Origin of the sequence: Nitrospirillum amazonense, assembly GCF_007828045.1 — a bacterium.
GTDB classification, from domain to species: Bacteria; Pseudomonadota; Alphaproteobacteria; order Azospirillales; family Azospirillaceae; genus Nitrospirillum; species Nitrospirillum amazonense_C.
Genome location: NZ_VITN01000001.1, coordinates 542,332 through 568,265, shown reverse-complemented (window position 1 = coordinate 568,265; position 25,934 = coordinate 542,332). Strand labels below are relative to the sequence as shown.

Below are 25,934 nucleotides of genomic sequence, written 5' to 3'. Positions count from 1 at the left end.
CCCTGGGGACCTAGACCGACACCCCCGACCGGGTGGCGCACAGTGCCTCCACCTTCGCGGCCAGGCGCTCCACCACCACCGGCTTCAGGAAGAAGGCGTCGGCGCCGCCGGCCAGCACCGCCTTCTCGTCCGACCGCTCGCTGTAACCGGTGTAGAGCACGCAGGGCAGATCAGGCCGGCGGGTCTTCAGCAGGGCGATGAGGGCCATGCCGGTCATGCCGGGCATGGTCTGGTCGCTGACAACGGCGTCGAAGGCCAGCGGGTTCTCCTCGAACACCTCCAGCGCCTCGGCCGGGGTTTCGCAGATGGCGACCTCATGCCCCCGGCGGGACAGGCCTTCCAGCAGCATGTCGCCCATCTCCGCCGCGTCGTCCACCACCAGGATGCGCAAGCGGCGGTGCGGCACCGCCTTCACGGAAGCGGGCGCCAGCATGGGGGCCGTCATGGCGCCCGGCCCACCCACCGGCAGCAGGACGCGCAGAAGGGACCCCTCACCTTCAGACGACATCACCGTCATGCCACCGCCATGCGCGCGAACGATACCGTAGACCACGGGCATGCCCAGCCCGGTGCCATGCCCCTTGCCCTTGGTGGTGAAGAAGGGTTCGAACAGGCGGGTCATGACCTCCATGGTCATGCCATGCCCTTCATCCTCCACCTCCAGCACCACGTGCGGGCGGCCCTTGTCGAAGGGCAGGGCCTCATGCTCCACCCAGCGCCCCTCCCTCACCCGCGCATCCTCCGGCGCGGGGCCCGGGAACAGGCGGACACGGATGCGCCCGCCCTCGCCCCGGCGGGCGTCGTGGGCGTTGATCACGAGGTTCATCAGCACCTGGACCAGCTGGGTGGGACTGGCGCGCACATTGGGCACCGAGCCCGCGATCTGGAAGCTCATCTCCGTCGTGGCCGGCACGGCCGAGCGCAGGATGCCCCGCGCATCCTCCAGCACCGCCACGGGCGACACGGCCTGCAGTTCCCCCTTGTCCGAGCGCGCGAAAGTCAGGATCTGCCCCACCAGTTCCTTGGCGCGCTTGCCCACGGCGTTGATGCGGGCGACATAGCTGTGGGCCTTGTCCTGCGGATCCAGGTCGTCCAACAGGAACTCGACATAGCCCAGCATGGCGCCCAGCAGATTGTTGAAGTCGTGCGCCACCCCGCCGGCCAGCCGGCCGATGGCCTCCATCTTGTCCTGCTGCAGGACCTGGCGCTGTAATTCCTCACGCTCGCGCGCCACACGGCGGGCGGCGGAGACGTCGCGCAGCACCATCACGATGTCGCCGTTGGGCCGCAGGCTCAGCGTCGTCTCGTACGCCTCCATGGTGCGGCCCCAGATGCTCTCCCACGTCTCGCTCACCATGTGGGCGTAGCCGGTGGACATGAGGTCGACGCGGCAGCGCTGGTGCCCCTCTTCCGACCGGGCCGCCGTCTCCGGCGTCAGCAGGTCGCGCCAGCATCGGCCCACCACCGCCACCCCGTCCGGCGCGCCCAGCAGGGATATGGCGGCGGGGTTGGCGTACAGCACGGTGTAGTCCCGGTCGAACAGCACGATGGCGTCCTTGGCGGCGCCCACGCCGGCCAGCATGCGCTCCAGCGCCGTCGTCCGCTCCTCCACCTGGGCGCGCAGGCGGTCACGCTCCGCCAAGGTGCCGCGGAAACGGTCCAGCGCCCGGGCGATGCCGCCGATCTGGTCGTCGCGCCCGGTGTCGGGCACGGCCACCGCCCCCCCCTTGTCCAGCAGGTCTATGGTCCGCGCCATGCGCGCGAGCGGCACGCCGATGATGGCGCGCACGGCCGCCACCAGCACCAGGCTGATCAGCAGCCCCGCCGCCAGGGCCGCCAGCATGATGGCGGTGCCGATGCCGGCGAAGGGCGCGCTCAGGCCATGCACCGGCACGTCCAGCAGCAACAGGCGGCGGCTGTCGCCGTCGAAGAACACCATGGGTACGGCATAGCGGCGGATGCGCAAGCCGTTCTTGTCCAGCCGTTCCACCTCATAGGGCTGAACCTTCAGCACCTGCGCCAGTTCATCCGCGCTCAACTGGAACTGCGCCCCCTCGCCCACCGTGGCCTTGGTGGCCAGCAGGGCGTGGTCGGGATGGTAGGTCCAGTTGCCCTCGCGGTTGATCATGTAGATGCTGCCGCCCAGGGGCCGGCGGCTGTCCAATTCCTGCGCCCGCGCCTCCAGCGACACATCGGTGCCGGCCACGCCGATCAGGCGCCCGTCCACGATCACCGGAATGGTGTAGGAGATCATCCAGACCGCCCGGCCCAGCACCGTATAGAGGTAGGGCGGGATGGCCTGGCGCACCCGGGACTGGGCCGGGCGGGTGTAATACTCATCGTGATAGAAGTCGGGCCGGACCTCGCCGGCCTTCACGCCACCCTGGCCATCGGCCACGTAATAGGTGGCGAAACGCCCGCTTTCCGGCAGGCCCAGGGTGGGGTCGCCGTCCTTGAACGTCTGGTCCGGGCCCATGAAGTCCGGCTCCGCCAGGAACCAGAAGCCCACCATGTTGGGGTGGGCCAGCGCCGTGCGCTCGATATACTTGGCCACCAGCCGCCGGTCGCTGGTGCCGGTGGCGGCCATGCTTTCCACCTGGCGGGCCAGGCCTTCGACGAAGGCGATTTTTTCCCGGGTGATGGCGGCGATCTCGCCCGCCTGCCTGTTGGCCAGATCCTGGCCGTAATCCACCGCGAACCGTTCCACCACCGCGCGGCTGGTGCGGACCGCCACGAAGGCGGTGCCGGCCGCCGCCAACAGCACCAGCGGCACCAGGATAGACAACAGGCGGGTGGTGATGCTGCCCTGCGCGAGCGGGGCCCGCGCGGAATGGGCGTCAGGCGGCAGGCTCACACGCCTCCTTCCCCGGCTGGGCCAGGAAGTCGGCCAGCATCGTGCCGAGGCCGCCACTGGCCTTTTCGGAAACGGCGGCCCCATAGATCAGCTGCGCCGCGCGCAGGCAGGGCGCGGAGATGGCCTCCGGCCCGTCGCTGAGGATCAGCAGGGGCATGCGGGGGTGCAGCGACCGGATCGCCCGGGCCAATTCCAATCCATCCATCTGCGGCATCAGCAGATCCGAAACAACGGCACGCACCGGTTGGGAGGCCAGCACGGACAGGCCCTCGCGGGCCGAGGCGGCCATGATGGGGGCGTATCCCAGGCGCCGAACCGCCTCGCACAGATAGTCGCGGAAATACGGGTTGTCGTCGACGATCAGGATGGCGCTCATTGGGATAGGCTTTCGGGCGATGAACAGGAATGGGTGGTCCAGGTTGCGGATCGCATATGATCGCAACCGTTCCCCATCCGCACCTGTCGCGAAGGCTATCGGTCCGGGGAATAGGGATAGTGAGGGATAGCGCGCCGCTATCCCACAACCTTGCATGGTCGCCATGCCCCGCGTCCGGCGCCAGCCGTCCCTGCGTTTCCTTCATTCCCAAGGCCTTAGCCCCCGCTCAACAGGCCAAGGTCGCGCGCCCGCGTCACCGCCTCCACCCGGTTCTTGGCGCCCAGCTTGCGCAGGATGCGGCGGGTGTGCAGCTTGATCGTCACCTCCTGCAGGTCCAGCAGCCGACCGATCTCCTTGTTGGTGGCGCCGCCGGCCAGATGCTCCAGAACCTGGCACTCCCGTTCGGTCAGCAGGCCGCCGCTGTCGGGTGCCGCGCTGGCACCGCCCAGGGGGGCCGTCAGGGGGGCTGGCAAAGCGCCAGCCATGCGCAGGGCCACGTCCGCCGGCACCACGCTGCCGCCCACCGCCACCACCTTCAGCATCTGCACCAGGGCCACGCTGGACAGCGTCTTGGGCAGGAAGGCGCAGGCGCCCCGGGTCAGCGCCTCACGCGCGATGGCGGCGTCATCGTGCCCCGTGACCACGGCCACCGGCGCGTCGATGCCGGCGGCGTCCAGGCGGTCCATCCCGGCGCCGCCCTCGCCCCCCGGCAACTGCCAATCCATGACCACCAGGTCGAAGTCCGGCGTTCCCGGCTGCTGCGCCAGGACGTCCAGTTCCTCCAGCGAGCCGACAGCGGTCAGGCTGGCCTGGGGCCAGTCGCGCATCAGGTACAGTTCCAGCGCGTCGCGATACATGGGGTGGTCGTCGGCGACCAGCACCCGCATCGGCCTATTCGCGGCACGTTCCACGGCATCCCCCTCCGGCCCCACGATCCCCCAGACGGTGGCGTCCGTTGCGCGGCGCCGTTCTTGGGCGCCATCATCCGCCCGCGCCCCGCCCAAAACAACAATTTCAAAACAACGCTTTGGCACAGGGTGCCGGCCACAGGCACCGCCGCCGGCCACAGGCGTCCCGTTTACATTTATCCGCCGCATCAGATACGGTGCCGGGCAGCTTGGGTCTAAAACCAGCGGCGCCGGCCTCAACGGCGCGCCGCCTTGGGAGGTCGATATGGGAATGGTGGGGCGCGCCGGCCGCGACGGCGCGGCGATGGGGGCTTGGCGTCGTATCCTGGCGGGAACGGTTTTGGCGGGCGCGTTGATGACGATGCCGGCCCTGGCGGCCGACGCCCCGGCGGGATCAGGTCCCGCCCTGACGGTGGAGCGCATGCTGGGTAGCCCGGCGCTGAACGGCCCCCGGGCGCGCGGCGTGAAATTCTCCCCCGACGGCACCCTGGTCACCTACCTGAAGGCCAAGGCCGACGACGCCAACAAGACCGACCTGTGGGCCTATGACATCAAGGCCGGCACCGACCGCCTGCTGGTCGATAGCAACCAGTTCAGCGCCAAGGAGAGCGAGGAGGAGCGCGGCCGCCGCGAGCGCCAGCGCATCCGCGACACCGGCATCGTCGATTACGGCTGGGATGACGAGGGGCGCACCCTGCTGTTCCCCATGGCGGGCGACGTCTTCATCATGCCCCAGGGCGGCAGCCCGAAGCGCATCACCGACAGCGCCACCACCAAGGACGCGGCCATCGACGCCCGCTTCGCCCCCGGCGGCACGCTGGTGAGCTACGTGCGCGGCAACAACCTCTATGTCTATGACCTGGCCAAGGGCCAGGAGCGCGCCCTGACCCACGACGGCGCGGGCACCCTGTCCTACGGCACGGCGGAGTTCGTGGCGCAGGAGGAGTTGAAGCGCAACACCGGTTATTGGTGGTCGCCCGGCGCCCGCTACATCGCCTATACCCGCGTGGACGAGTCCGACGTGCCGCTGGTCAGCCGCTACGACTATGGCGCGGAAGGCGTGACGGTGGTGCCGCAGCGCTATCCCTTCGCCGGCGGCCCCAACGCCAAGGTGACGCTGCAGATCATGGACGCCGCCAGCGGCAAGGTGGCCAGCGTCAACCTGGGCGACCCGGCCAATTACTACCTGGCCCGGGTGGACTGGCGCCGCGACGGCACGGAAGCGCTGGTGCAGCGCCTGAGCCGGGACCAGAAGCGGCTGGACCTCTTGGCCGTCAACCCCGCGACCGGCGCCGTGCGCACCCTGCTGACGGAGGAGAGCAAGACCTTCCTGAACCTGCATGAGGACCTGCGGGCGCTGGCCAACGGCAAGATCCTGTGGGCGTCGGAGCGCACGGGCTTCAAGCACCTCTACCTCTGCGACCATGAGGCCGCCCGCTGCCGCGCCCTGACCAAGGGCGACTGGATGGTGGACGCCGTGGCGGGGGTGGACGAGGCCGCCGGCCGCGTCTTCTTCACCGGCTTCCGCGAGGGGCCGCTGGACCACCACGTCTATTCCGTGGGCCTGGCCAAGGGCGATGTGAGAGCCCTGACCACCGAGGACGGCTGGCACGGCGCCGTCATGGCGGCCAAGGGCGGCAGCTGGCTGCACAGCTATTCCGGCCCGCGCCAGCCGCCGCAGCTGTCGGTGGAGGACGCCAAGGGCAACCGCGTGACCTGGCTGATCGAGAACAAGCTGGATGAGACGCACCCCTTCGCCCCCTATCTGGCCGGGGAGATCCAGCCGGAATACGGCGTGCTGAAGGCCGACGACGGCAGCGACCTGCACTACATGATGCTGGTGCCCCCCGGGGCGCGTGAGGCCGCGAAAACCAGCGGCAGGAAGTATCCCGCCATCGTCAACGCCTATGGCGGCCCGGCGGCGGCCCTGGTGACCCACGCCTGGGGCGACGCCCAGACGGGCTTCACCCAGGTGCTGGCGCGCAACGGCTACGTCGTCATGGTGCTGGACAACCGGGGCACGCCGCATCGGGGCCAGGCCTTCCTGTCGGCGACGTACCATCATTTCGGCTCGGTGGAGGTGGCGGACCAGGTGAAGGGGGCGACTTACCTGAAGTCCCTGCCCTTCGTGGACGGGCAGCACCTGGGCTTCTTTGGCCACAGCCACGGCGGCTTCATGACCATCATCATGCTGACCCGTGCCCCGGGCGTCTTCGCCGCCGGCGCCGCCGGCGCCCCGGTGACCGACTGGCGCCTGTACGACACCGCCTATACCGAGCGCTACCTGGGCATGCCTCAGGATGGCACAGCGTATGAGGACTCCAGCGTCTTCAAGGATTTGAGGAACATCAAGGGCCGGCTGATGGTCGTCCACGGCATGGCCGACGACAACGTCTTCTTTGACAACACCACCAAACTGCTGCGCGCCCTGCAACAGCAGGAGACGCAGTTCAACCTGATGACCTATCCGGGCCAGCGCCACGGCTTCTACGACACCTACGCCAACATCCACCGCTACAACACCATGCTGGACTTCTTCGACCGCACCCTGCGGCCGGCCGGCGGCGCTGGCGCGGTGACGGCGGGCGGCGCCCCGCAGGCCGGGACGCCGTAAGACATGGGCCGGGCATGGCCAATTGAGAGGAAGCGCCGCATGAGACAAGGCTGGTTCGGCCCCCGCGATGGCTGGTGGGGCGTGGGCTTCGGCCCAACGGGCTGGAAGGGCTGGCTGTTCATGCTGGCCTATGCCGGCGGCGTGCTGGCGCTGGTGGGCCTGTCCAAGATCCTGAACATCCAGCCCCTGCTGTGGGCCTGCCCCGTCTGGATCATCGCCGGCTCCGCCCTGATGCACCGCCTGCGGGATGTGCCCGGGGCGTAAGCCGGAACGATGAGGGAGGGGAAGCTCAGCCGCCGGCCCCAGCGCCCCAAAACAACAAAGCCACCGATCCGGCCGGGTCGGTGGCTTTTCTTTTGAAGCAAATGAAAGCGGAGAACCGGCCCGCTTACTCCGCCGCGCGGAGCACGGGCTCGGAGATATTGGCCGGCTGCCCTTCCTGGATCATCTCACGCATGGTGTCGAAGCACTTGCCGCAACGAGGCGAGCATCCCTGGGCCTTGAACACCGCCCCCACGCTCTGCGCCCCGGCCCCGACATGGGTGCGAACGGCGCGGCAATTGATGGCGTTACAGACGCAGACGTACATGGAGCAGGTACCCACCCAAGGACTGATCTGGCGCCTAAGATAGTGAGAGGCATTCGCAGAGGCAAGGATGATTCTGCGAGGCATTCGCGTATGGGTGGGGTGCGTTTCCGGGTGCCTTCTGACTTGACCGGTCCCGCGGATCGGCCGCATCCACTCACGCGTAAGTTGATAAGAACAAAATAAGAACATATGTTGCCTTTCCATCAACCCGGAGTATGATCATGGACGGTTGGCAACGTCGGTATGGTCTGAGCAACGGGAATGTTCCGCCGGTAATAAGAGGCCGGCCTTCGATGATTCCAATATGGCCGCTGCGGACGCGGATTTCCTTGAACTGCATGGAAAGACAGGAAAGGCGGCACGCAAGCGGGATCGGCTTTTGTGGAGCGCGTTCTCAGATTGCATGGGCGCCTTTTTAGGGCGCGACGAATGGTGACAAAGTACTTGTGGCGGAACGCCTGGTGACGGCCTGAACAAAGAGCGGTCGGAAGACAACTATTCCGGCCGCCTGAACTTTCCCCGCGCCCGCTCCACCTCCGCCCTCACCACGCAGCCCTCGGCGTGGTCATTGATCAGCCCCATGGCCTGCATGAAGGCGAAGACGGTGGTGGGGCCGACGAATTTCCAGCCGCGTTTCTTCAGGTCCTTGGACAGGGCGATGGAGGCGGGGGAGGTGGAGACGGTCTGGGGCGGGGTGCAGTCCTGCGGCCGGGGCTCGAAGCGCCAGAGGTAGACGGCCAGCGAGCCTTCCTGGCGCATCAGTTCCCGCGCGCGGGCGGCGTTGTTGATGACGGCCTCGATCTTGCCGCGGTGGCGGATGATGCCCTCGTCCTGCAGCAGGCGGGCCACGTCGGCCCCGGTGAAGGTGGCCACGCGGTTGAAATCGAAGTCATGGAAGGCGGCGCGGAAGTTCTCGCGCTTGGCCAGGATGGTGCGCCAACTCAAGCCCGACTGGAAGCCTTCCAGGCACAGCTTCTCAAACAGCCGGCGGTCATCGCTCACGGGGAAGCCCCATTCGTGGTCGTGGTAATGCAGGAACTCCGGCGCCGCGTCGCACCAGCGGCAGCGCGGCCGGCCGTCGGGGGCCGAGGTCGTCAGGGTCATGGGGGATCTCCTCAGCCCAGCAGGAAGGCCAGGCGGTCGTCGGCCCTGGACGGCGTGATCTCCGCGATCTCGGCCGCGACCACGCCCTGGGCCATGAAGGGATCGGCATCCACCCGGGCCTGCAGGTCGGGCAGCGTGGTGTTGTGCGCCAGGATGGCGCCACCCTGCTGGGGTTGCAGGCTGCCGGACAGCAGGAACACACCGTCCTCGAAACCCTGGCGCAGCCAGCTGTTGTGGCCGTCCATGTACTGGCCAGCCTCGGCGCGGTTGGTGGCGAAGGTGAGCGACACGACGAACATGACCTTCCCCCTATTATTGATGATGGTCAGCCTGGACCGGGCGCGCCGGCGGCCTGGGCGGCCAGCCAAGCGCACATCTGCTCCACCTCTTGCCGGATGAAGCCTTCGTCGCGGAAGGCCTGGGCCAGCGTGGCCACCCCCTGGCTGCGCGCCAGCAGGTGCAGGGCCAGCGCGTCGGCCTGCGCCCCCCGGCCCAGCAGCGTGAACTGTTGGCGCAGCCAATCACGGAACAGGGTGAACAGCTGGGTCGCCCCGCCCTGCGCGCCATGGCCCAGCTTGGCCAGCTCCATGGACAGCGTACCCACGGGGCAGCCGTACAGCATGATCTTGGCCTGGTTGGCGATCAGGATGTGGATGAAGCTGCGGATGCGGTCCACCGGCGTGGCGCCGCCCGCCGACCACCGCGCCAGAAGGGCGCGGGTGGCGTCCAGGCGGTGGGCGATCACCGCGTCCAGGATCTCGTCCTTGGTCTTGAAGTGATAGTAGAAGTTGCCGCGCGATATCCCCACCGCCGCCGCGATGTCCGAGAACGACGTGTGCTCAAAACCGTTCTGGTAGAACAGCTGGTCGGCGCACTGGATGATCTGATCGCGCGTCGCCTGGCCACCCACGCTTCCGCCCCCCTGGTTCATCCCGGCCCTCGGCCGCCTTCGCGGCCGGCGAATGGTGGACCGCCTGCGCGGCCGGCCCCTTAGGACAATTGTCCCAAAAAGGAGATTAGGACAATCATCCTAAACGGTCAAGTCCGGCCGCAACCCGCCTTTCAGCGGCGCGCGCGTCACTGCGCCCCGCATAGCGGCAGCGGCCTCGGTGGCGGTGGGGGATGGTCGCGGCGGTACTGGGCGATCAGCGGCGCCAGCGCCCCCTGGGGCCAGTAGGCGGGGGAGCCGATGGCGCGCAGGCAGGCGGCGTTCCAGTAGGCGCCCGCGTCCCCGTGGGCGACGGCGGCGATGTCGGCGGCCTCGGGATAGAGGTACAGCGTGGTGGGCGCGTCCTTCACCGCCGCCATGAGGGCGGCGGCGTCGGTGGGCGACCAGCTGGTGCAGCCGTTGCTGCGCCCGCCGGTATAGTCCACCAGCGTGCCCTGGAGGACATAGCCGTCGGCGTCGGCATGGGGGTTGCGCGGGTCGCGGCGGCGGCAGAGGCCCTTCAGGGTCAGGGCGGCATGGCCGCCGATGGCGCGCGGGCGGGCGTTGGCGGTATCGCCCTCCCCCTCGAACTGCACGAAGGACCGCACCAGGGGCACGTCGCCGCCGCCGGCCGCGCGGTAATAGCCCTTGAAGCTGTCCTTGATCTCGGCCGTGACATAGGCGCCGCCGGCGGTCAGTTCCGAATCCTGGGCGTTACCGAAGTTCCGCGCGCACTCCCGCCCATTGGCGAAGTCGGCCAGACCGTCGAGGCGGCGGCCGGCGCCGTGACCGGCGGAAATGGCCTGGAAGGTCCGCGCGGCCTCGCAAATCACATAGAACCGGCGGCCTGGCCCGCCATCCTCGGCGGTGTTGGGCCGCGTCGCGTCCATGGCGAAGTAGCAGGGGTTGCGCACCGCGCCCTCCGCCACCTTACGCCGATAAAGCGCCTGCGCCCGGGCCAGGACCAGCGGCGCGATCTGGCCCTCCCCCTCCCCGACATGGACGGCCAGCCAGGCCGGAACATCCGGCGCCCGCTGGGCACGCGCCGGCGTCGCCAGGGTCAGGGCGCCGATCAAGAGTGCCAATCCCATCCGCATCAGGCCCACCACGCCCTGCCTCCACCCATTGTCCGGGTGGCGAGTATAGCGGCATCGCCCCTACAGGCGCACGCTGGTGCGCAGGCCCAGCACCAGGCCATCGCCCACCGGCGTGGTGCGGCCGGGCACCAGGACGTTGCCGCCGGGGTGCACGACATACTGCACATTGGGTTGCAGCGTGGCCCAGCCGGCCACCACGGCCTGGTAGCTGAGTTCCACCAGCAACTCATGGTCCCGCACCGGATAATAGGGCCGGCCGTAGTGGCGGTAGTCCTGGTCCAGGCCGGCGGCGGCGGAGCCGATCTGGGCATAGGCCACGGCCAGGCCGGCGGTGTCGTCGGACCGCGTGGGCAGCGGGCCCTTCCAGGTCAGGCCACCATCGGCGTAGAAGGCGATGAGGTTGCGGTCGGCGGGCGCGCCCGCCAGGCGCAGGAAGGCGGCCAGGCCGCCGTCCGGCTTGTCGCCCGCGTGCCACAGCGGCACGTCGGCCACGCCATAGACGCCCCAATCGTTCCACCGGGTGGCCGGCACGCCGCCAGAGCTGGGGTCGGCCAGGGTCTGGCCGCCGACGGCGTGGTGCTCATCGCTGAAGGGGCCGCCGTGGAACCAGGCGCCCAGCTTGAACAGCGGGGCCTGGCCGCCGGCGCCCCACGGGCCGCCCTCGTCCACCGCCGGCTGGTACTGCGCCTCCACGATGGTGAAGACGTCGCCGGAGAAGCTGAAGGTGGTGCCGCTGGGGTCCTGGGCCTGGGCCTCACCGATCGCGCTGCCCGCCGGGTTGCCGGAGAAGACGGCGCCCAGGACGGTCAGTTCCGGCGTGGCGGAGACCTGGACGCGGGCGCCCGGCGTGGCCAGGGGATAGGCGGGGCCGCCGCCGGGCAGGTCCGCGCCGGTGATGGCCTGCCAGCCGAAGGTGCCGTTGACGAACAAGGCGGCCCCCCGGCTGGTCACGAACTCATCATCCGCCGCCAGCTGGCCGACGCGCACGGAGACCTGGCCGTCCCACAGGGTCTGCTGCGCCCACAGGGTGAACAGGCGGGCGCCGGGCAACGCCTCGATATTGCTGACGGTGGCGATGTTCTGCAGGCAACAGCGGCTGAGCCCGTGGCCATGGATGCCGTAGGCGGTGGCGTGGAACAGCAGGCCGTGCCAGTCGAAGGCCGTCTGGGCATCCAGCTCCACCGTCGCCTCGAACCGGCCATCGCCCACCGTGTCGCGCTTCACCCCACCCTGGGTCAGGCCGAACACCTCCCCCACATAGACCAGATTCAGGGACAGGCCGTTATCCGCCAGCCGGCCGCGCAGGCCGCCCCAGTTGCCCGTCAGGCCGTCGCGATCCCAGAAACCGGGCGGGGCATCCGGCCCCGGCGCGTCGGCGGGTCCATCGGCGCCCGGCTGCGCCCCCGCTGGTTGGGGCGAAACTGGCTGGGTGGAGGTCGGTTGGGTCGCCGGCGCCTGGAGCGAGCCGGGCTGGTCCGCCGCCTGCTGACCCCAGGCGGGCACGGAGAAGACGGGCACGGCGGCCAGCGCCAGGGCCAGCGTGGTCCGGAACAGGGCGTGGCCTTCCTTCCGCATCCCCGTGCCCCTATTGCGCCGCGGCGTCGAGGATGCGCCGCGTCATGTCGCTGATGAAGGTCTGCAGGTCGGCGTCCCGCCGCCCGCCCTGCACCTCCACCTGGCCGAAGACCTGGGCCTGGTAGCGGCCGCCGCGATAGAGCCGCAGTTCCACCGACATCAGGCGGTGCGTGCCGAACAGCCGGCCGCCGGCGGACCGGGGCGGCCCCACGCTGCGCGAGGCGCCGGCCGCATAGGGGTTGAGGCGGAAGGTCCATTCCACCCGGTCGGACGCCGGCCCGTCCGGCCCCTCCGGCATGGACACGGCGGCAACGAACGATTGCCCGCCGCCGGGCGTGTTCTTGCCGGCGGTGTTCATCACGATGGCCAGGAAGGGCGCCACCTCGCGCGGCAGGAAGCCCGGTAGGTCGCCCTTGGCCGTCACCGCCAGCACGCCGCCCTCGGCCAAGGCGGGGGCCAGGATGGGAGATGCCAGGCCGGCCAGCGCCACGGCCCCCAAGCCCAGCACCACGCCCCGGCGGGACGGCGGCGGCATGGGGACGGACGGCGGGCGGCACGGCATCACGGCATCTCGGAAAGCATCCTGGGTGACGATTGAGATAGCAGACGCCGGGGGCCGGTGCCGCCGCAACCCATCGTTGTCACAAAACAACAACGAAGCCGGCCATAAGAAAAGGCCGGCGCATGACGCGTCCGACCTTCCCTCCACATTCCGAGACGAAACGGCGTCTTACGACTCCGAGCCCATCTGCTCCTGCTGGTAGTTCTGCAGGCCCACGCGCTGGATCAGGTCCTGCTGGGTTTCCAGCCAGTCGATGTGCTCCTCGGTGTCTTCCAGGATTTCCCGCAGGATCTCCTTGCTCTGGAAGTCGCGCACCGACTCGGCATAGGTCATGGCGTCCTGCAGGCAGGTGCGGTTGTGCCGCTCGATGGACAGGTCGCCCTCGAACATTTCCGGCACGTCTTCACCGATCTTCAGCTTCAGCAGGTCCTGCAGGTTGGGCAGGCCTTCCAGGAACAGGATGCGCTCAATCAGCTTGTCGGCGTGCTTCATCTCGCCGATGGATTCCTCATAGACCTTCTTGGCCAGGCGCATCAGGCCCCAGTTCTTCAGCATGCGGGCATGCAGGAAGTACTGGTTGATGGCGGTCAGTTCGTTGGTGAGGATCTTGTTCAGGTGAACGATGACCTGCGGATCGCCCTTCATCACTAATTCTCCTTATAGGCGGGGCCCATCCCGAAACCGGACCACGACACCGTCTGCCGCGCGGCGCTTGCAAAAGCGTTCCAGTGGCGCGCGGCGGACGGTACCAGGGACGGATTAAACTTCGACTTGGGTCCCCAATTCCACCACGCGATTGGGCGGAATGTCGAAAAATGTCGTTGCGGACAAGGCCGTGGCCGACAGGGCGATGAACACCTGCTCCTGCCAGCGGGTGAGGTCGGAGCGGGAGGACGGCACCAGGGTCTCGCGCCCCAGGAAAAACGAAGTCTCCGCCAAATCGATGGCCAGGCCCAGCGGGCGGCACTCGGCCAGGGCGCGCGGCACGTTGGGCTGCTCCATGAAGCCGAAATGGGCGGTGACGGAGAAGAAGCCCTTGCCCAGCTTTTCCATCGACACGCGGCGCTCCCGCGTCACCCAGGGCACCTCTTCCGTCAGCACCCGCATCAGCACCACGCGCTCGTGCAGCACCTTGTTGTGCTTCAGGTTGTGCAGCAGGGCGTGGGGCACCTTATCGACGCTACCGGTCATGAACACGGCGGTGCCGGCCACGCGCACCGGCGTGCGGTCCGCCCGTTCCAGGAACAGCGACATGGGCAGGGCGTCGCGATAGATGCGATCGTACAACACCTTGCGCCCCAGCCGCCAGGTGGAGACCAGCACGAACACCGCCAGACCCACCGTCAGGGGCAGCCAGCCGCCCTGGGGGATCTTCAGGCAGTTGGCGGTGAGGAAGCTGAAATCAATGAACAGGAAGAAGCCGAAGACGACGGCGGCGCGCGGCCGGCTCCACCCCCATACGTCGCGGGCGGTGAACAGCGCCATGATGGTGGTGATGGCCATGCTGCCCGTCACCGCCAAGCCATAGGCGTCGGTCAGCTTGGCGGAACTGCCGAACATGATCACCAGCGCCGCCACGGCCACCAGCAGGGCCCAGTTGATGCGCGGCACATAGACCTGGCCGATCTCGCTTTCCGAGGTGTGGCGGATTTCCATGCGAGGCATATAGCCCAGCTGCACCGCCTGGCGGGTCAGCGAGAACACGCCGGAGATGACGGCCTGGCTGGCGATGATGGTCGCCGCCGTGGACAGCACCACCAGGGGCAGCAGCAGGAATTCGGGCACCAGCAGGAAGAAGGGGTTGTCGATGGCCTCGGGCTTGCTGAGCAGCAGGGCGCCCTGGCCAAAATAGTTCAGCACCAGCGCCGGGAAGACCAGGCCCACCCAGGCGTGGCGGATGGGCTGGCGGCCGAAATGGCCCATGTCGGCGTACAGCGCCTCGCCACCGGTGAAGGACAGAACGGCGGCGCCCAGGATGTAGAACACCGACCAGCCGTGGTTGAAGGCGAGGTCCAGGGCGTAGCGCGGGTCCAGCGCCTTCAGCACATGGGGAACCTGCAGGATGTGGACGAGGCCCATGGCGCCCAGGCAGGCGAACCAGAAGCACATCACCGGCCCGAACAGCCGGCCGACCGTGTTGGTGCCGCCACTCTGGATCAGGAACAGCCCCACCAGGATGACCACCGTGATGGGCACCACCCAATGCTGGACGTCGGGGGCGGAAATCTCCAGCCCCTCCACCGCCGACAGCACGGACACGGCCGGGGTGATCATGCCGTCGCCGTAGAACAGCGCCAGGCCCAGCATGGCCAGCACGGTCATCAGCCGGCGTTGCGAGCGCGACCGGTCCTTGCCGCTGAGCGCCAGGGTGGAGAGGGAGAGGATGCCGCCCTCGCCCTTGTTGTCGGCGCGCAGGATGAGGACGACGTACTTCAGCGTCACCACCAGCACCAGCGACCACACCACCATCGACAGGAAGCCGAAGATGTTGGCCTCGTTCAACGGCATGCCCGTGATGGCCGGGTCGAACGCCGTGTGCATGGTGTACAGGGGGCTGGTGCCGATGTCGCCGTAGACGACACCCAAAGCCCCGAGGGTCAGGGCCCAGTGGCGGCGACCGGCGTCGTGCTGGTCGCTAGAGTGGCTGGATTGCATCTGTGCGGAGGGGATCGGCGTGGACTGCGTTAGGATGGCGTGTTCGGGATACGGTCGGGTGGTATGGCTAAAAGAGATAGAGGTCCAATAGCAACGAAACGACAGTTGAAACACGACATCGGTGGCAAAGCGGCCGGATCGACCACGCCACCACCCTGGGACGGATTACGACCGCAGTCAACCATGACATCGCAGGTGCAGCATCGGGCGGGCTTGTCCAACGCTTGAAAAAACGACATTTCGCACCGCTTGGGCTATGGTGGCGGAAGCCCCGCAACCCCCGCTGAACAAACGGTTTTTCGCCCGTGCCACCCCATCGCCGACTGGCCCGCCTACACCAACGCCGCATCACCGTCGACGGCCGCCCCTTCGCCACCCTGAAGGGGGTGCCAGCCCTGCGCTGGCAGGACCCCTACCACTTTCTGCTCAGCATCTCCTGGGGCGGATTCTTCGGCCTGGCGCTGGCCATCTACTTGATCGCGAACCTGGTTTTCGCCGGCCTGTACCTGATGGAGCCGGGCGGCGTCACCAACGCCCGCATCGGGTCCTTCACCGACGCCTTCTTCTTCAGCGTGCAGACGCTGGGCACCATGGGCTATGGCGTCATGGCGCCCAACACCGTCTACGCCAACAGCGTGGCGGCCGCCGAGTCCTTCACCGGCATGCTGGGCGTGGCCCAGATCACCGGCCTGATCTTCGCCCGCTTCTCCCGTCCCAAGGCGCTGATCCTGTTCAGCCGCAACATCCTGTTCACCCAGCATGACGGGCACCCGGTGCTGATGCTGCGGGCGGGCAACACGCGCGGCAACCAGATCCTGGAGGCCGAGGCCAGCGTATCGTTCAGCACCATGCGCATCACGGAGGAGGGCACCATGATGCGCGGGTTCGAGGAGCTGAGGCTGGTGCGGGCCAAGTCGCCCCTGTTCGCCCTGTCCTGGACCATCGTCCACCGCATCGATGAGACCAGCCCGCTGTACGGTCAGACGGAATGGACCCTGCGGCAAAGCCACGCGACCTTCATCGTCCTGCTGAGCGGCACGGACGAAAACTATTCGCAGAAGGTCTACAGCCGCAAAACCTACGAGGCCGGCGACATCCTGTGGGGCCAGCGCTTCGTCGATATCATCAAGGTGCACGATGACGGCCACCGCCTGCTGGATTTCGGCCGCTTCCATGACACCGAGCCGCAGCGCCTGCCCAAGCCGCGGCCGGATGGGGGGCCAAGTCAACCGACCGCATAAACCGGACGTTAACGACTAGCCGATATACATAGACCGGAAGGCGTAAAGGCCGGGGCGGAATCCCTTCGCACCGGATCGCCGCAATCCTCCCCCCGCTGGAGTATCCGGTGCCCCGGCAACCGATCGTGACCCTGGCCCATCTTCTCACCAGCGGCGACGACATGCGCCCGCTGCTGACGCCGGCCGGGCACAGCCATGCCGTCACCCGGGAACGCCATGGCCTGATCATTGGCCGGGTGCGCATGCTGGCCCTGCTGCTGGCGGCCCTGACGGTGGGCTGGGTGGGGGTGGACGCGATGAGTTTCCGCTGGCCCGTCTGGGGTGCCCTGGCCGCCGACCGGCTGGTCAGCGCCGGCTGCTTCCTGGCCCTGGCCTGCCATCCCCGCTGGCGCCGGGGCCGCCTGGGCATCGCCCCGGCGCTGGGCCTGCTGGTGGGCGTCAGCCTGGCCTTCTACCTGGCCGCGCAGCTCATGTTGAGCCTCATGGGCGCCAGCGCCCCGGGCTTTTTAGGCGAAGGCGCCGCCAACACCGCCTACAACGACCTGCCCTACATCACGGCCGCCGGCCTGGCCCTCTTCCCCCTGACGGCGCTGGAAACCGGCTCGGCCGGCTTGGCCATCCTGGGGGTCACCGCTCTGTCCATGACCCTCTGGCCCGAGATCCTGGAGGGTGAGTCGCTGGCCAACGCCCTGTGGCACGTGCTGGTCACCGCCGGCATCGCCGGGATCGCGGGCGTTTGCCAGCTGCGACTGCTGATCACCCTGACAGACCAGGCCAGCCGCGACGGCCTGACCCAGGCCCTTACCCGGCAGGCGGGGGCCGAGCTTCTGGCCGTGCGCTTCGCCAAGGCCGAGCGCCTGGCCCAGCCGCTGACGCTGGCCTTCTTCGACCTGGACCAGTTCAAGGACGTCAACGACCGCTACGGCCACGAGGCCGGCGACACCGTCCTGCGCGAGGCGGCCCGCCGCATCCGCGCCAACGTGCGCGACAGCGACACACTGGTGCGCTGGGGTGGGGAAGAGTTCCTGCTGATCCTGCCGTCCACCACCCTGGCCGACGCCCTGCCCATCATCGACCGCCTGGCGGACGGCGGCCTGGGCCTGCGCCCCAACGGCACCCCCCAGACGGCCAGCATCGGCCTGGCGGAGCGGCTGTCCGACGGCAGCCGCGACTGGAACGACCTGGTGGCCATGTCGGACGTGCGCATGTATGCCGCCAAGCGCGCCGGCCGCAACCGTTACACCGCCGTCGCCGGCTGCCTGATCCCCTTCATCCGCCCCGACATCGCCGGGGCGGCTTAGTTCAGTTGTTCCCTCACGCGCCGGGCCGCCACATCAGTTTCCAGTCCGCTCCCCGGCAACTTCCGGCGGATGCGGTCGCATCCTAACAGCGGCATGGGGGATCCATGCCGCTGTGGTAGGTGACGGATTACTGAACGGAGGCTGGGCAAGTGTCGCCGGGGCCGCCGTCCAGGTCGACGCAGCGACCGTCGACCTCGCCAGGGGCCAGCTTGAAGCCCACCAGGGCGGCCAGCGTGGGCATGATATCGACCGTCTCGACGGACAGCGGCTGCTCGAAGGCGGTGATGCCCTTGCGCCAGAACAGGATGGGCACGCGCCGGTCATAGTCCCAAGGGCTGCCGTGGGTGGCGATATAGCTGGCCGGCTTGGACGGGATGGCAGTGATGCGCGGCTTCAGGAACACCACCAGGTCACCCGACCGGCTGGGGTCGAACGAGGCCCGCGCGCGGTCCAGCAGGGACCACGCGTCCGGGGCGCCGGTCGGCGCCGGCGCGGCCGCAACCTCCGCCGCGGTGTAGACGGCGGCAACCTGCGGGTCGGCGCGATAGAGGGCCAGCGCCTCGTTCAGCACCTTGGTCCGCCAGGTGCCGGCGACCGTCGGGCCCACCCAGACGTCGCCGTTGCCGCCGCCGAACAGCAGTTCCGCGCCGTCCACGCCCAGGGGCGCCACCTTCTTGCCCAGGTTCTCGGACACCAGGCCGTCGTCCACGCGGGCCGCCATCGGCATGCCGCGCAGGCGCTCACGCTCGGGGATGTCATTGCCGCCGTGGTCGGCCGACAGGGCCAGAACATAGTCCACCCCGGTGGCGTCCAGCGCGGCGACCAGCTTGCCCAGCGTGCGGTCCAGGTTGGCCACCTGGATGCACATCTCGGACCCTTCGGTGCCGTAGCTGTGGCCGATATAGTCGGTGGCCGAGGCGCCGACGGTCAGCACATCGACGGACTTGCCGTGGCCCAGCTTCATGTCCTTGATCAGGCGGACGGCCAGATCGACGATGGCGGCGTCGAACGCGGGGGATGCCCGCCACTGCGCCTCCGCCTTGGGGCCCGGCTGGCGGGCGAAGCGGCCGTTGCCCACCGTCAGGACGTCGTCCTTCCTCTCCACCGCCACCGGCATGTCGATGGCCTTGCACCATTCCGGCTCGGCATATTCCTTGGCGGGCTTGGCGATCTCGGCCATGGCGGCCTCGTTCACGGCGGCCACGGCGGCCGGCGCGGTGCGCCCCTCGTAGGAGATGAAGCCCTGGCCGTCCTTCCAGAACCACAGCTCGTCCACGGCGTGGCCGCCCATCATGATGGCGGCGCGGTCCTTGCCGGCAACGGAAACGGTGCGCACGTCCGGGTCGGCCGCCTTCATGCGCTCGCCCAGCGTCGGCACCTTCAGGTGCACGTCGGAGGGAACGTAGGCCTTGTAGCTGCCCTTGCTCTCATCCTCGGCACAATAAATCTTGCCCGGCCGGGGACCTTTGAAGCTGTACCAGTCGTTGGCGATGATGCCGGTGCGGGCCGGATGGTCGCCGGTCATCAGCGTGGAATGGCCGGGGCAGGTTTCCGTCGCCGCATGGCTTTGATAGCCGTTGGGGAACACCGCCCCGTCCGTCAGCCGGCGCAGGCCACCGGTGAAATGGCTGCGGTACTGCTGGAACAGGTCCGTGGAGAACTGATCGACCGAGACCAGCACGATCAGCTTGGGGGCCGGCGCCTCGGCATCTGCCGCGACGGCGGGCACGGCCAACAGGGTGGCCACGGCGCACACCGGCCCCATCAGGGGCGCCACCATCCTGGAATACCAACGCGTCATCATATCCCCCACTCACCCCTTGCGATCGGCGGGCCCTGGCGACCGGCTCCCATGCGACCGGGCGACGCAGGCCCGCACCCTTGTTTTCCATCGGCGGCCGGATCGCAACAGATGTCTGGCGTTGTCGTTGAAATGTCATGTGTTTCGCCCGGCTTGTCGCCAGGGGGCGCGTGACTTAAGGTGGAAATGCTGGGATGGCGTCATCTTGGGGGATGCATGACGGCGTTGGAAGTGCGGGGACTGGCCAAGGCGTTCAGCCGGCCGGCGGTGCGGGGTCTGGATCTGACCATCGCGCCCGGTGAGTTCTACGGCCTGCTGGGCCCCAACGGCGCGGGCAAGACCACCACGCTGCGCATGATCGTGGGCCTGCTGCGCCCGGACGCCGGCAGCGTCCGCGTTTTCGGCGTCGACGCCCTGGCCGATCCCATCGCGGCCAAGCGCCAGGTGGCCTGGCTGCCGGATGAACCGCTGATCTACGACAAGCTGACACCGTTGGAGTTCCTGGAGTTCGTGGCCGGCCTGTGGGGCGTGCCCGCGGCCGACGCCAGCGCGCGGGCGGAGGAACTGCTGCACCGCCTGGACCTGTGGGACCACAGGGCGGAACGGTGCGAGGGCTTCTCACGCGGCATGAAGCAAAAGGCGGCCCTGGCCGGCGCCCTGATCCACGACCCGCGCCTGCTGATCCTGGATGAGCCGCTGACCGGCCTGGACGCCGCCATCGCCCGCGAAGTGAAAGACATCCTGGTGGAACGGGTGCGGGCGGGTGCGACGATCATCCTGACTACCCACATCCTGGACGTGGCGGAGCGGCTGGTCGGCCGCATCGGCATCATCCAGGACGGCCGGCTGCTGGCCGAGGGCACGCTGGCGGAATTGCGCGGCAGGGTGGGCCGCGACGACAGCACCCTGGAAGACGTGTTCCTGGACCTGGTGGCCGCGCCCGCCGGCCAGACCGCGGTCGAACAGGCGCCGGCATGACCGCCGGGACCCTGCGCCCGGGAACCTTGGCCTGGCTGCTGCGGCATGAGCTGCGCCTGGCCGCGCGGGCCATCAAACTGTCATCCCCCGGCGTCTGGATCACCCTGCTGGCCATGGTGATCCTGTTCCACGTCCTGGGCGCCTTCCTGGCCCTGGGCGCCAGCCGGGGCGGCACCGACATGCAGCCGGCGATCGGCGCCATGGTGGCGGCGCTGGCCTCCTGCTTCATGATGGGCACAGCCATCTACCGCGCCATGGACACGATCTATGCCCGGGGCGACTACGACCTGCTGCTGTCATCCCCCTTGTCGCCCGCCGTCATCCTGCCGGCCCGCGCCCTGGCGGTGACGGCCGGGACCCTGCTGTTTCCCGCTGCCCTGATCCTGCCCATCGCCAACATGGGCGCCATCTTCGGCCACCCCAACTGGCTGGCCGCCTACCTGGCCCTGCCCGCCCTGGCCCTGGCCGTGACGGGGATCGCCCTGCTGGTGGCGCTGTTGCTGGTGCGCTGGGTGGGCGTGCGGCGTGCCCGCGTCGTGGGCCAGGGCATCGCCGCCTTCACCGGCATGCTGATGGGCCTGGCGGGGCAGATCCCCCGGCTGCTGGGCCCGCATGTCGACTGGATGGCGCGTACTGATGGGCTGCGGCATGGGCCGCTGGCGGCCTTCGTGCTGCTGCCGGGCCACGCGCTGCTGGGCGATCCCCTGTCCCTGGCGGCCCTGGTCATCGCCTGCGTCACACTCTTCGCGGTCGTCACGGCGCGCTGGGGCGCCACCTTCATCGCCACGGCCACCGCAGCAGCCGGTGCCACCACATCCGGGGCCAAGGCCCCGACCAAGGCCCATCGCTTCCAGGACCGACTGGGGCCGCTGCTGCGCCGCAAGGAATGGCGCCTGATGCGCCGCCACCCGCAACTGCCCCTGCTGCTGTTCCAGCAGATGAGCGGCGCCATCATCCTGGTCATTTCCATGCAGGACCAGTGGCGGACCGACCCGCTGACCCTGGCCGCCCTGGTGGTGCCCATGGCCGCGCTGACGGCCGGCACCCTGGCCAAGCTGGCCCTGGCGGACGGTGCCGCCGACCTGATCAACGCCGCCCCGGTTCCGCCCAAGCGCCTGCGCCAAGCCAAGGTGGAGGCCGCCGGCCTGCCGCCCCTGGCGGCGGTGGCCGTGGTGGCCGCGCTGGCCGGCGGCGTCAGCCTGTGGGGTACGCTGACCATTCTCAGCTGCGGCATCGCCGCCACCTTCTGCGCCGTGGTGGCCAGCCTGTGGGTGCAGCCGGTCAGCGGAAGCGAGGTGGACCAGGTGCTGAAACCGCGCAAGGGCGCCACCGGCAAGGTGGTGGGCCGCACCCTGCTGGAAATGATGATGAGTTACGGCTGGATGGGCGCCACCGTCCTGATGCTGCACCACAACCCCTTCGCCCTGCTGGTGGCGGGCGGGCTGCTGGGCCTGGTCGCCATACTGCGGGCGCCTCTTTAGGTCTCCCCTCAAGCGACGGGCGCGGCCATCCGCCCCTCGGCTATCCTCGCTGCGCCCCCCTTTACGTAAACTGGGTGTCTCGCTCCGGCGGCCCCGGTCGCGGCCTAAGTATCTTTGATAAACTGCTTCAGGCGCCAGCGGGGCATCCGCCCCTCGGCTATCCTCGCTGCGCCCTGCGGTGCTCGCTCCGGCGGCCGCGGTCGCGGCCTACAGTCTTTATCGGACAGCGTTCACTCCGCCGCCGCCAGCGTGGCGCTGTTGCGGCGGCGGTTGATGAACAGCACCATGATGGCGGTCAGCACGCAAGCCAGGCCGGCGACCTGGAAGGCGGGGAAATAGCTGCCCCACTCGGTGCGGATGATGCCGGTGCCGTAGGCGGCCAGGGCCGCGCCCATCTGATGGCCCGCCCCCACCCAGCCGAAGACCACGGGCGCGTCGCGGCGGCCGAAGCGGTCGGTGACCAGGCGCACGGTGGGCGGCACGGTGGCGATCCAATCCAGGCCGTAGAAGGCGGCGAAGACCGACAGGCCGTACAGGCTGAAGCCCGACAGGGGCAGGTAGAACAAGGACAGGCCGCGCAGGCCGTAATACCAGAACAGCAGCTTGCGGCTGTCCACCCGATCGGACAGCCAGCCGGACCCGGTGGTGCCCACCAGGTCGAACAGGCCCATCAGGGCCAGCAGGCTGGCGGCCGCCACCTCGGGGATGCCCTGGTCGAAACAGGCGGAGATGAGGTGGGTGCCGATCAGGCCGTTGGTTGACAAGCCGCATACGAAGAAGCTGCCGAACAACAGCCAGAAATCCACCGACCTGGACGCCCGGCCCAGGGTGGTGAAGGCGATGACGATGGGGTTGCTGCTGGCCCCCCGTGCACCAATTGGCGGCAGTTCATCCTCCAGGGTGCCGCCCAGGGGCGCCAGGCCCACGGCGCGGGGGCTGTCGGGCAGCAATAGGGCCACCAGCGGCACCAGCGCCAGGGCAGCACCCCCCACCGTCAGACCCACCGCCTGCCAGCCGAAATGGGTGGCCAAGGCCGCCATGCCCGGCAGGAACACCAGCTGGCCCGTGGCCGAGCTGGCGGTCAGCAGGCCCATGACCAGGCCGCGCTGCTTGATGAACCAGCGGTTCACCACGGTGGCCGCCAGGGTCATGGAGGTCAGGCCCGTGCCCAGGCCCACCAGCAGGCCCCAGAACAGCATCATCTGCCAGGGCCGGGTCATCAGGGTACTGGTGATGGTCGTCACCGCCAGCAGGCCCAGGCCTGTCAGGATCGTGCGCCGGACGCCGACAGCCTGCATCAGGGCGGCCGCGAACGGACCCATGAAGCCATAGAGGAAGATGTTCAGCGACACCGCCGCCGCGATGGTGGCGCGGTCCCAGCCCAGCGCCTGTTCCAAGGGCACGAACAACACGCCCGGGGCTGCCCGCACCCCCGCCCCCACCAGCAGCGTGGTGAAGGCCAGGGCGGCCGCCACCCAGCCATAATGGATGCGACCATCCACCCGCCGGGCCAGGTGCCGCGCCAACGGGGGAGCGGATCCATAGGAGTTCTTGGGGGCGATCACATCGGTCATGGCGGCGCTTATCCGATCGGGGTACGGGTCGGCCCTTATAATACGGGCAATTACCCATATTTCAAGAAGCCTTGAAACCCAGCGCTTTTCGGGTGTCATATGGCTGTCACGGTGCTGTCATAGGCGGCTGGACCGGGGGTTGGCGCCCCTGCCCTTCGTCTAGCACTATCCTATTTTGTTGAAGACTTCGGCCTATGAGGGGCGTAAGCTTTTGAAACGCGGCATGACCGCATCAAGGCGCCGATTGTCGCCCGATGACGGATGCGTCAATAAAAGAAAATATACGTTGGCGCCAGTCTTGCTGCGCCGGCGGCCAACGGGATGGAACTACTGCCAGAACCGGACCATCGTCTAAGGCACTCAGGGCGATCACGCCTTTATCCCTTGAACAGATAGCTGGAGGGAACTATGGCCACTGACAATTTCGTCGAAAGCCTGCGCCAGAAGCATGCCAGTTTGGAAGACCGTATCCATAGCGAGCTGGCACGCCCCTATCATGACAGCGCCCTTGTGCAGCGCATGAAATTCGAAAAGCTCAGGCTGAAAGAGAAGATCGACGAACACACGCGGCATTGATCCGTCGCGGGCCACTGGCCATTTAGGACCGCCGTCCATCCGAACCGGGTGCCGGGGTCCTGAAAGTGAAAGACCGGGTGGGGGGTCCCATCCGGTCTTTTTTATGCCGACTTCACCGCGCGGCGGACGAGGGGCTATTTCCTGTAAAGCCCCTGGTATTCCTGGCGCAGCAGGTTCTTCTGCACCTTGCCCATGGTGTTGCGCGGCAGGTCGTCCACGAACAGCACGCGCTTGGGCTGCTTGAACTTGGCCAGGCGGCCGTCCAGGGCGGCCAGCACGGCGGCCTCATCCACGGCCGCCCCCTTTTCGCGCACCACCACGGCCGTCACCCCTTCACCGAAATCCGGATGCGGCACGCCGATGACGGCACTTTCCACCACCCCGGGCAGGCCGTCGATCTCTGTCTCGATCTCCTTGGGATAGACGTTGTAGCCGCCGGAGATGACCAGGTCCTTGCCCCGTCCGACGATGTGGACATACCCCCGGGCGTCGATCTTGCCCAGGTCGCCGGTGATGAAGAAGCCATCCGGCCGGAACTCGGCCGCCGTTTTTTCCGGCATCTGCCAATAGCCCTTGAAGACGTTGGGGCCGCGCACCTCGATCATGCCGATCTCGCCCTGGGGAATGGCGGCCCCTGTTTCCGGATCCACCACGCGCAGGGCCACGCCCGGCAGGGGGAAGCCCACGGTGCCGGCCACCCGGTCACCGTCATAGGGGTTGGACGTGTTCATGTTGGTCTCGGTCATGCCGTACCGTTCCAGGATGGCCAGGCCGGTGCGGGCGCGCCAGCTGTCATGGGTCTCGGCCAGCAAGGGGGCGGAGCCGGAGATGAACAGCCGCATATGGGCCGTCGCCTCCTTGGTCAGGCCCGGATGCTGCAGCAGGCGGACATAGAAGGTGGGGACGCCCATCATGGTGGTGGCGCGCGGCAACTGGCGCATGACCTCGTCGGCATCGAAGCGGCCCAAGAAGATCATGGTGCCGCCGGCCAGCAGCAGGGTGTTGGTGGCCACGAACAGGCCGTGGGTGTGGAAGATGGGCAGGGCGTGCAGCAGCACGTCGCGGCCCGTGAACTGCCAATAGTCCACCAGGGTCAGGGCGTTGGAGGCCAGGTTGTCATGGCTGAGCATGGCGCCCTTGGACCGGCCGGTGGTGCCTGAGGTGTAGAGGATGGCGGCCAGGTCGTCGGCGCCACGGTCGATGTCCGCGAAGGTGCTGGACTGTTCCAGCGCCGCCGCCAGCAGGGTGCCGGCATCGGCCGCGCCCTGGCCCCCCAGCGTTTCCACCGCCGCCACGCCCTTGGCGTGGGCCAGTTCCGTCATGGGGCCCGCCTTGGCGGGATCGCACACCACCAGGTGGGGCGTGGCGTCGCCGATGAAATAGTCAAGTTCCGCCAGGGTGTAGCCGGTGTTCAGCGGGAGGTAGATGGCGCCCGCCCGCACGCAGGCGAGATAGAGCATGATGGCCTCGGCGCTCTTTTCCACCTGCACCGCCACGCGGTCGCCCGGCTTCACCCCCCGGGCCACCAGCAGATTGGCTATGCGCGCCGACAACGCCGTCATGTCGCCGTAGGTCAAGGTCCGCTCGGGCTGGCCCTTGGCGTCCGGAATGATGATGAACGGCGTCTCCGGCGCCGGCATGCGGCTCAGGATCAGGGAAAAGAGATGGTTGGCCATGGTGGTCTTCACTCTCCGGCGTCTTCTTGGGGCGTTGTTATTAT

The 25,934-nt window shown here is 68.5% G+C and carries 21 protein-coding genes and 1 pseudogene; 7 read left to right on the top strand and 15 right to left on the bottom strand.

Features of this window, described 5'->3' with window-relative positions; translation table 11 throughout:
* Positions 1–10 precede the first annotated feature (10 nt).
* The 3 genes from FBZ89_RS02300 to FBZ89_RS02290 all read right to left on the bottom strand — a co-directional run bounded on the left by FBZ89_RS02300 (position 11) and on the right by FBZ89_RS02290 (position 4,117).
* Positions 11–2,854, bottom strand: a complete 2,844-nt coding sequence (locus tag FBZ89_RS02300) for an ATP-binding protein (protein ID WP_186457148.1) — start codon at positions 2,852–2,854, stop codon at positions 11–13.
* Positions 2,838–3,230 (bottom strand): response regulator, encoded by a 393-nt coding sequence (locus FBZ89_RS02295; protein ID WP_186457147.1) that lies wholly within the window; start codon positions 3,228–3,230, stop codon positions 2,838–2,840. The genes FBZ89_RS02300 and FBZ89_RS02295 overlap by 17 nt, the downstream gene beginning before the upstream one ends.
* A 215-nt stretch (positions 3,231–3,445) precedes the next feature.
* Positions 3,446–4,117: a LuxR C-terminal-related transcriptional regulator gene (locus FBZ89_RS02290; RefSeq protein WP_145748394.1), complete on the bottom strand. Its 672-nt coding sequence runs from the start codon at positions 4,115–4,117 to the stop codon at positions 3,446–3,448.
* Positions 4,118–4,493: 376 nt separating this feature from the next.
* Between FBZ89_RS02290 and FBZ89_RS02285 the strand changes: the two genes are divergently transcribed.
* The gene (locus FBZ89_RS02285) at positions 4,494–6,752 is read left to right on the top strand and encodes a S9 family peptidase (protein WP_186457146.1); all 2,259 of its coding nucleotides are present in this window, start codon (positions 4,494–4,496) and stop codon (positions 6,750–6,752) included.
* 39 nt (positions 6,753–6,791) lie between these two features.
* Positions 6,792–7,016: a hypothetical protein gene (locus tag FBZ89_RS02280; protein WP_145748392.1), complete on the top strand. Its 225-nt coding sequence runs from the start codon at positions 6,792–6,794 to the stop codon at positions 7,014–7,016.
* Between the two features lie 124 nt (positions 7,017–7,140).
* On the opposite strand, the gene FBZ89_RS02275 is transcribed toward FBZ89_RS02280, so the two are convergent.
* The 9 genes from FBZ89_RS02275 to FBZ89_RS02235 form a co-directional block, all read right to left on the bottom strand.
* A complete protein-coding gene (locus tag FBZ89_RS02275; RefSeq protein WP_246171991.1) occupies positions 7,141–7,356 on the bottom strand; it encodes a (2Fe-2S)-binding protein in 216 nt (71 codons plus the stop codon).
* Positions 7,357–7,836: 480 nt separating this feature from the next.
* Positions 7,837–8,445, bottom strand: a complete 609-nt coding sequence (locus FBZ89_RS02270; protein WP_145748391.1) for a DNA-3-methyladenine glycosylase I — start codon at positions 8,443–8,445, stop codon at positions 7,837–7,839.
* 11 nt (positions 8,446–8,456) lie between these two features.
* Positions 8,457–8,744 carry a YciI family protein gene (locus tag FBZ89_RS02265; RefSeq protein ID WP_145748390.1) on the bottom strand — a complete coding sequence of 96 codons (288 nt, stop codon included), beginning with the start codon at positions 8,742–8,744 and terminating at the stop codon, positions 8,457–8,459.
* Positions 8,745–8,770: 26 nt separating this feature from the next.
* A complete protein-coding gene (locus tag FBZ89_RS02260) occupies positions 8,771–9,355 on the bottom strand; it encodes a TetR/AcrR family transcriptional regulator (RefSeq protein WP_145748389.1) in 585 nt (194 codons plus the stop codon).
* 167 nt (positions 9,356–9,522) lie between these two features.
* The gene (locus FBZ89_RS02255) at positions 9,523–10,458 is read right to left on the bottom strand and encodes a hypothetical protein (RefSeq protein WP_211115070.1); all 936 of its coding nucleotides are present in this window, start codon (positions 10,456–10,458) and stop codon (positions 9,523–9,525) included.
* Positions 10,459–10,530: 72 nt separating this feature from the next.
* Positions 10,531–12,045: a carbohydrate porin gene (locus FBZ89_RS02250; protein WP_145748388.1), complete on the bottom strand. Its 1,515-nt coding sequence runs from the start codon at positions 12,043–12,045 to the stop codon at positions 10,531–10,533.
* A gap of 10 nt (positions 12,046–12,055) precedes the next feature.
* Positions 12,056–12,607, bottom strand: coding sequence for a hypothetical protein (locus FBZ89_RS02245; RefSeq protein WP_145748387.1), 552 nt, complete (start codon positions 12,605–12,607; stop codon positions 12,056–12,058).
* Positions 12,608–12,775: 168 nt separating this feature from the next.
* Positions 12,776–13,252: a bacterioferritin gene (gene bfr, locus FBZ89_RS02240; RefSeq protein WP_004271553.1), complete on the bottom strand. Its 477-nt coding sequence runs from the start codon at positions 13,250–13,252 to the stop codon at positions 12,776–12,778.
* Between the two features lie 114 nt (positions 13,253–13,366).
* Positions 13,367–15,262 carry a potassium transporter Kup gene (locus tag FBZ89_RS02235; protein WP_145748386.1) on the bottom strand — a complete coding sequence of 632 codons (1,896 nt, stop codon included), beginning with the start codon at positions 15,260–15,262 and terminating at the stop codon, positions 13,367–13,369.
* 305 nt (positions 15,263–15,567) lie between these two features.
* Here FBZ89_RS02235 and FBZ89_RS02230 point away from each other — a divergent pair, with 305 nt between their 5' ends.
* Both FBZ89_RS02230 and FBZ89_RS02225 read left to right on the top strand, forming a co-directional pair.
* Positions 15,568–16,503, top strand: coding sequence for an ion channel (locus tag FBZ89_RS02230; RefSeq protein WP_145748385.1), 936 nt, complete (start codon positions 15,568–15,570; stop codon positions 16,501–16,503).
* A 107-nt stretch (positions 16,504–16,610) separates the two neighbouring features.
* Positions 16,611–17,804 (top strand): GGDEF domain-containing protein, encoded by a 1,194-nt coding sequence (locus tag FBZ89_RS02225; RefSeq protein WP_145748384.1) that lies wholly within the window; start codon positions 16,611–16,613, stop codon positions 17,802–17,804.
* A gap of 127 nt (positions 17,805–17,931) precedes the next feature.
* On the opposite strand, the gene FBZ89_RS02220 is transcribed toward FBZ89_RS02225, so the two are convergent.
* Complete coding sequence (locus tag FBZ89_RS02220; protein ID WP_211115069.1) at positions 17,932–19,608, bottom strand: alkaline phosphatase family protein; 1,677 nt, start codon at positions 19,606–19,608, stop codon at positions 17,932–17,934.
* Positions 19,609–19,887: 279 nt separating this feature from the next.
* Here FBZ89_RS02220 and FBZ89_RS02215 point away from each other — a divergent pair.
* Together FBZ89_RS02215 and FBZ89_RS02210 are read left to right on the top strand one after the other, a co-directional pair.
* Positions 19,888–20,583 (top strand): annotated as a pseudogene (locus tag FBZ89_RS02215) (ABC transporter ATP-binding protein); the annotation flags it as partial.
* A complete protein-coding gene (locus FBZ89_RS02210) occupies positions 20,580–22,064 on the top strand; it encodes a hypothetical protein (protein ID WP_145748382.1) in 1,485 nt (494 codons plus the stop codon). The pseudogene FBZ89_RS02215 and the gene FBZ89_RS02210, both read left to right, overlap by 4 nt.
* A 230-nt stretch (positions 22,065–22,294) precedes the next feature.
* Here FBZ89_RS02210 and FBZ89_RS02205 read toward each other — a convergent pair whose 3' ends face one another.
* Complete coding sequence (locus tag FBZ89_RS02205) at positions 22,295–23,638, bottom strand: MFS transporter (protein WP_145748381.1); 1,344 nt, start codon at positions 23,636–23,638, stop codon at positions 22,295–22,297.
* Between the two features lie 408 nt (positions 23,639–24,046).
* On the opposite strand from FBZ89_RS02205, the gene FBZ89_RS02200 reads away from it, so the two are divergent.
* Entirely contained in the window at positions 24,047–24,214 is a 168-nt protein-coding gene (locus tag FBZ89_RS02200) for a YdcH family protein (RefSeq protein ID WP_081486311.1), read from the top strand.
* Positions 24,215–24,348: 134 nt separating this feature from the next.
* Here the strand turns inward: FBZ89_RS02200 and FBZ89_RS02195 are convergent, their stop codons facing one another.
* Positions 24,349–25,890 carry a malonate--CoA ligase gene (locus tag FBZ89_RS02195; RefSeq protein WP_145748486.1) on the bottom strand — a complete coding sequence of 514 codons (1,542 nt, stop codon included), beginning with the start codon at positions 25,888–25,890 and terminating at the stop codon, positions 24,349–24,351.
* Positions 25,891–25,934: the final 44 nt, after the last annotated feature.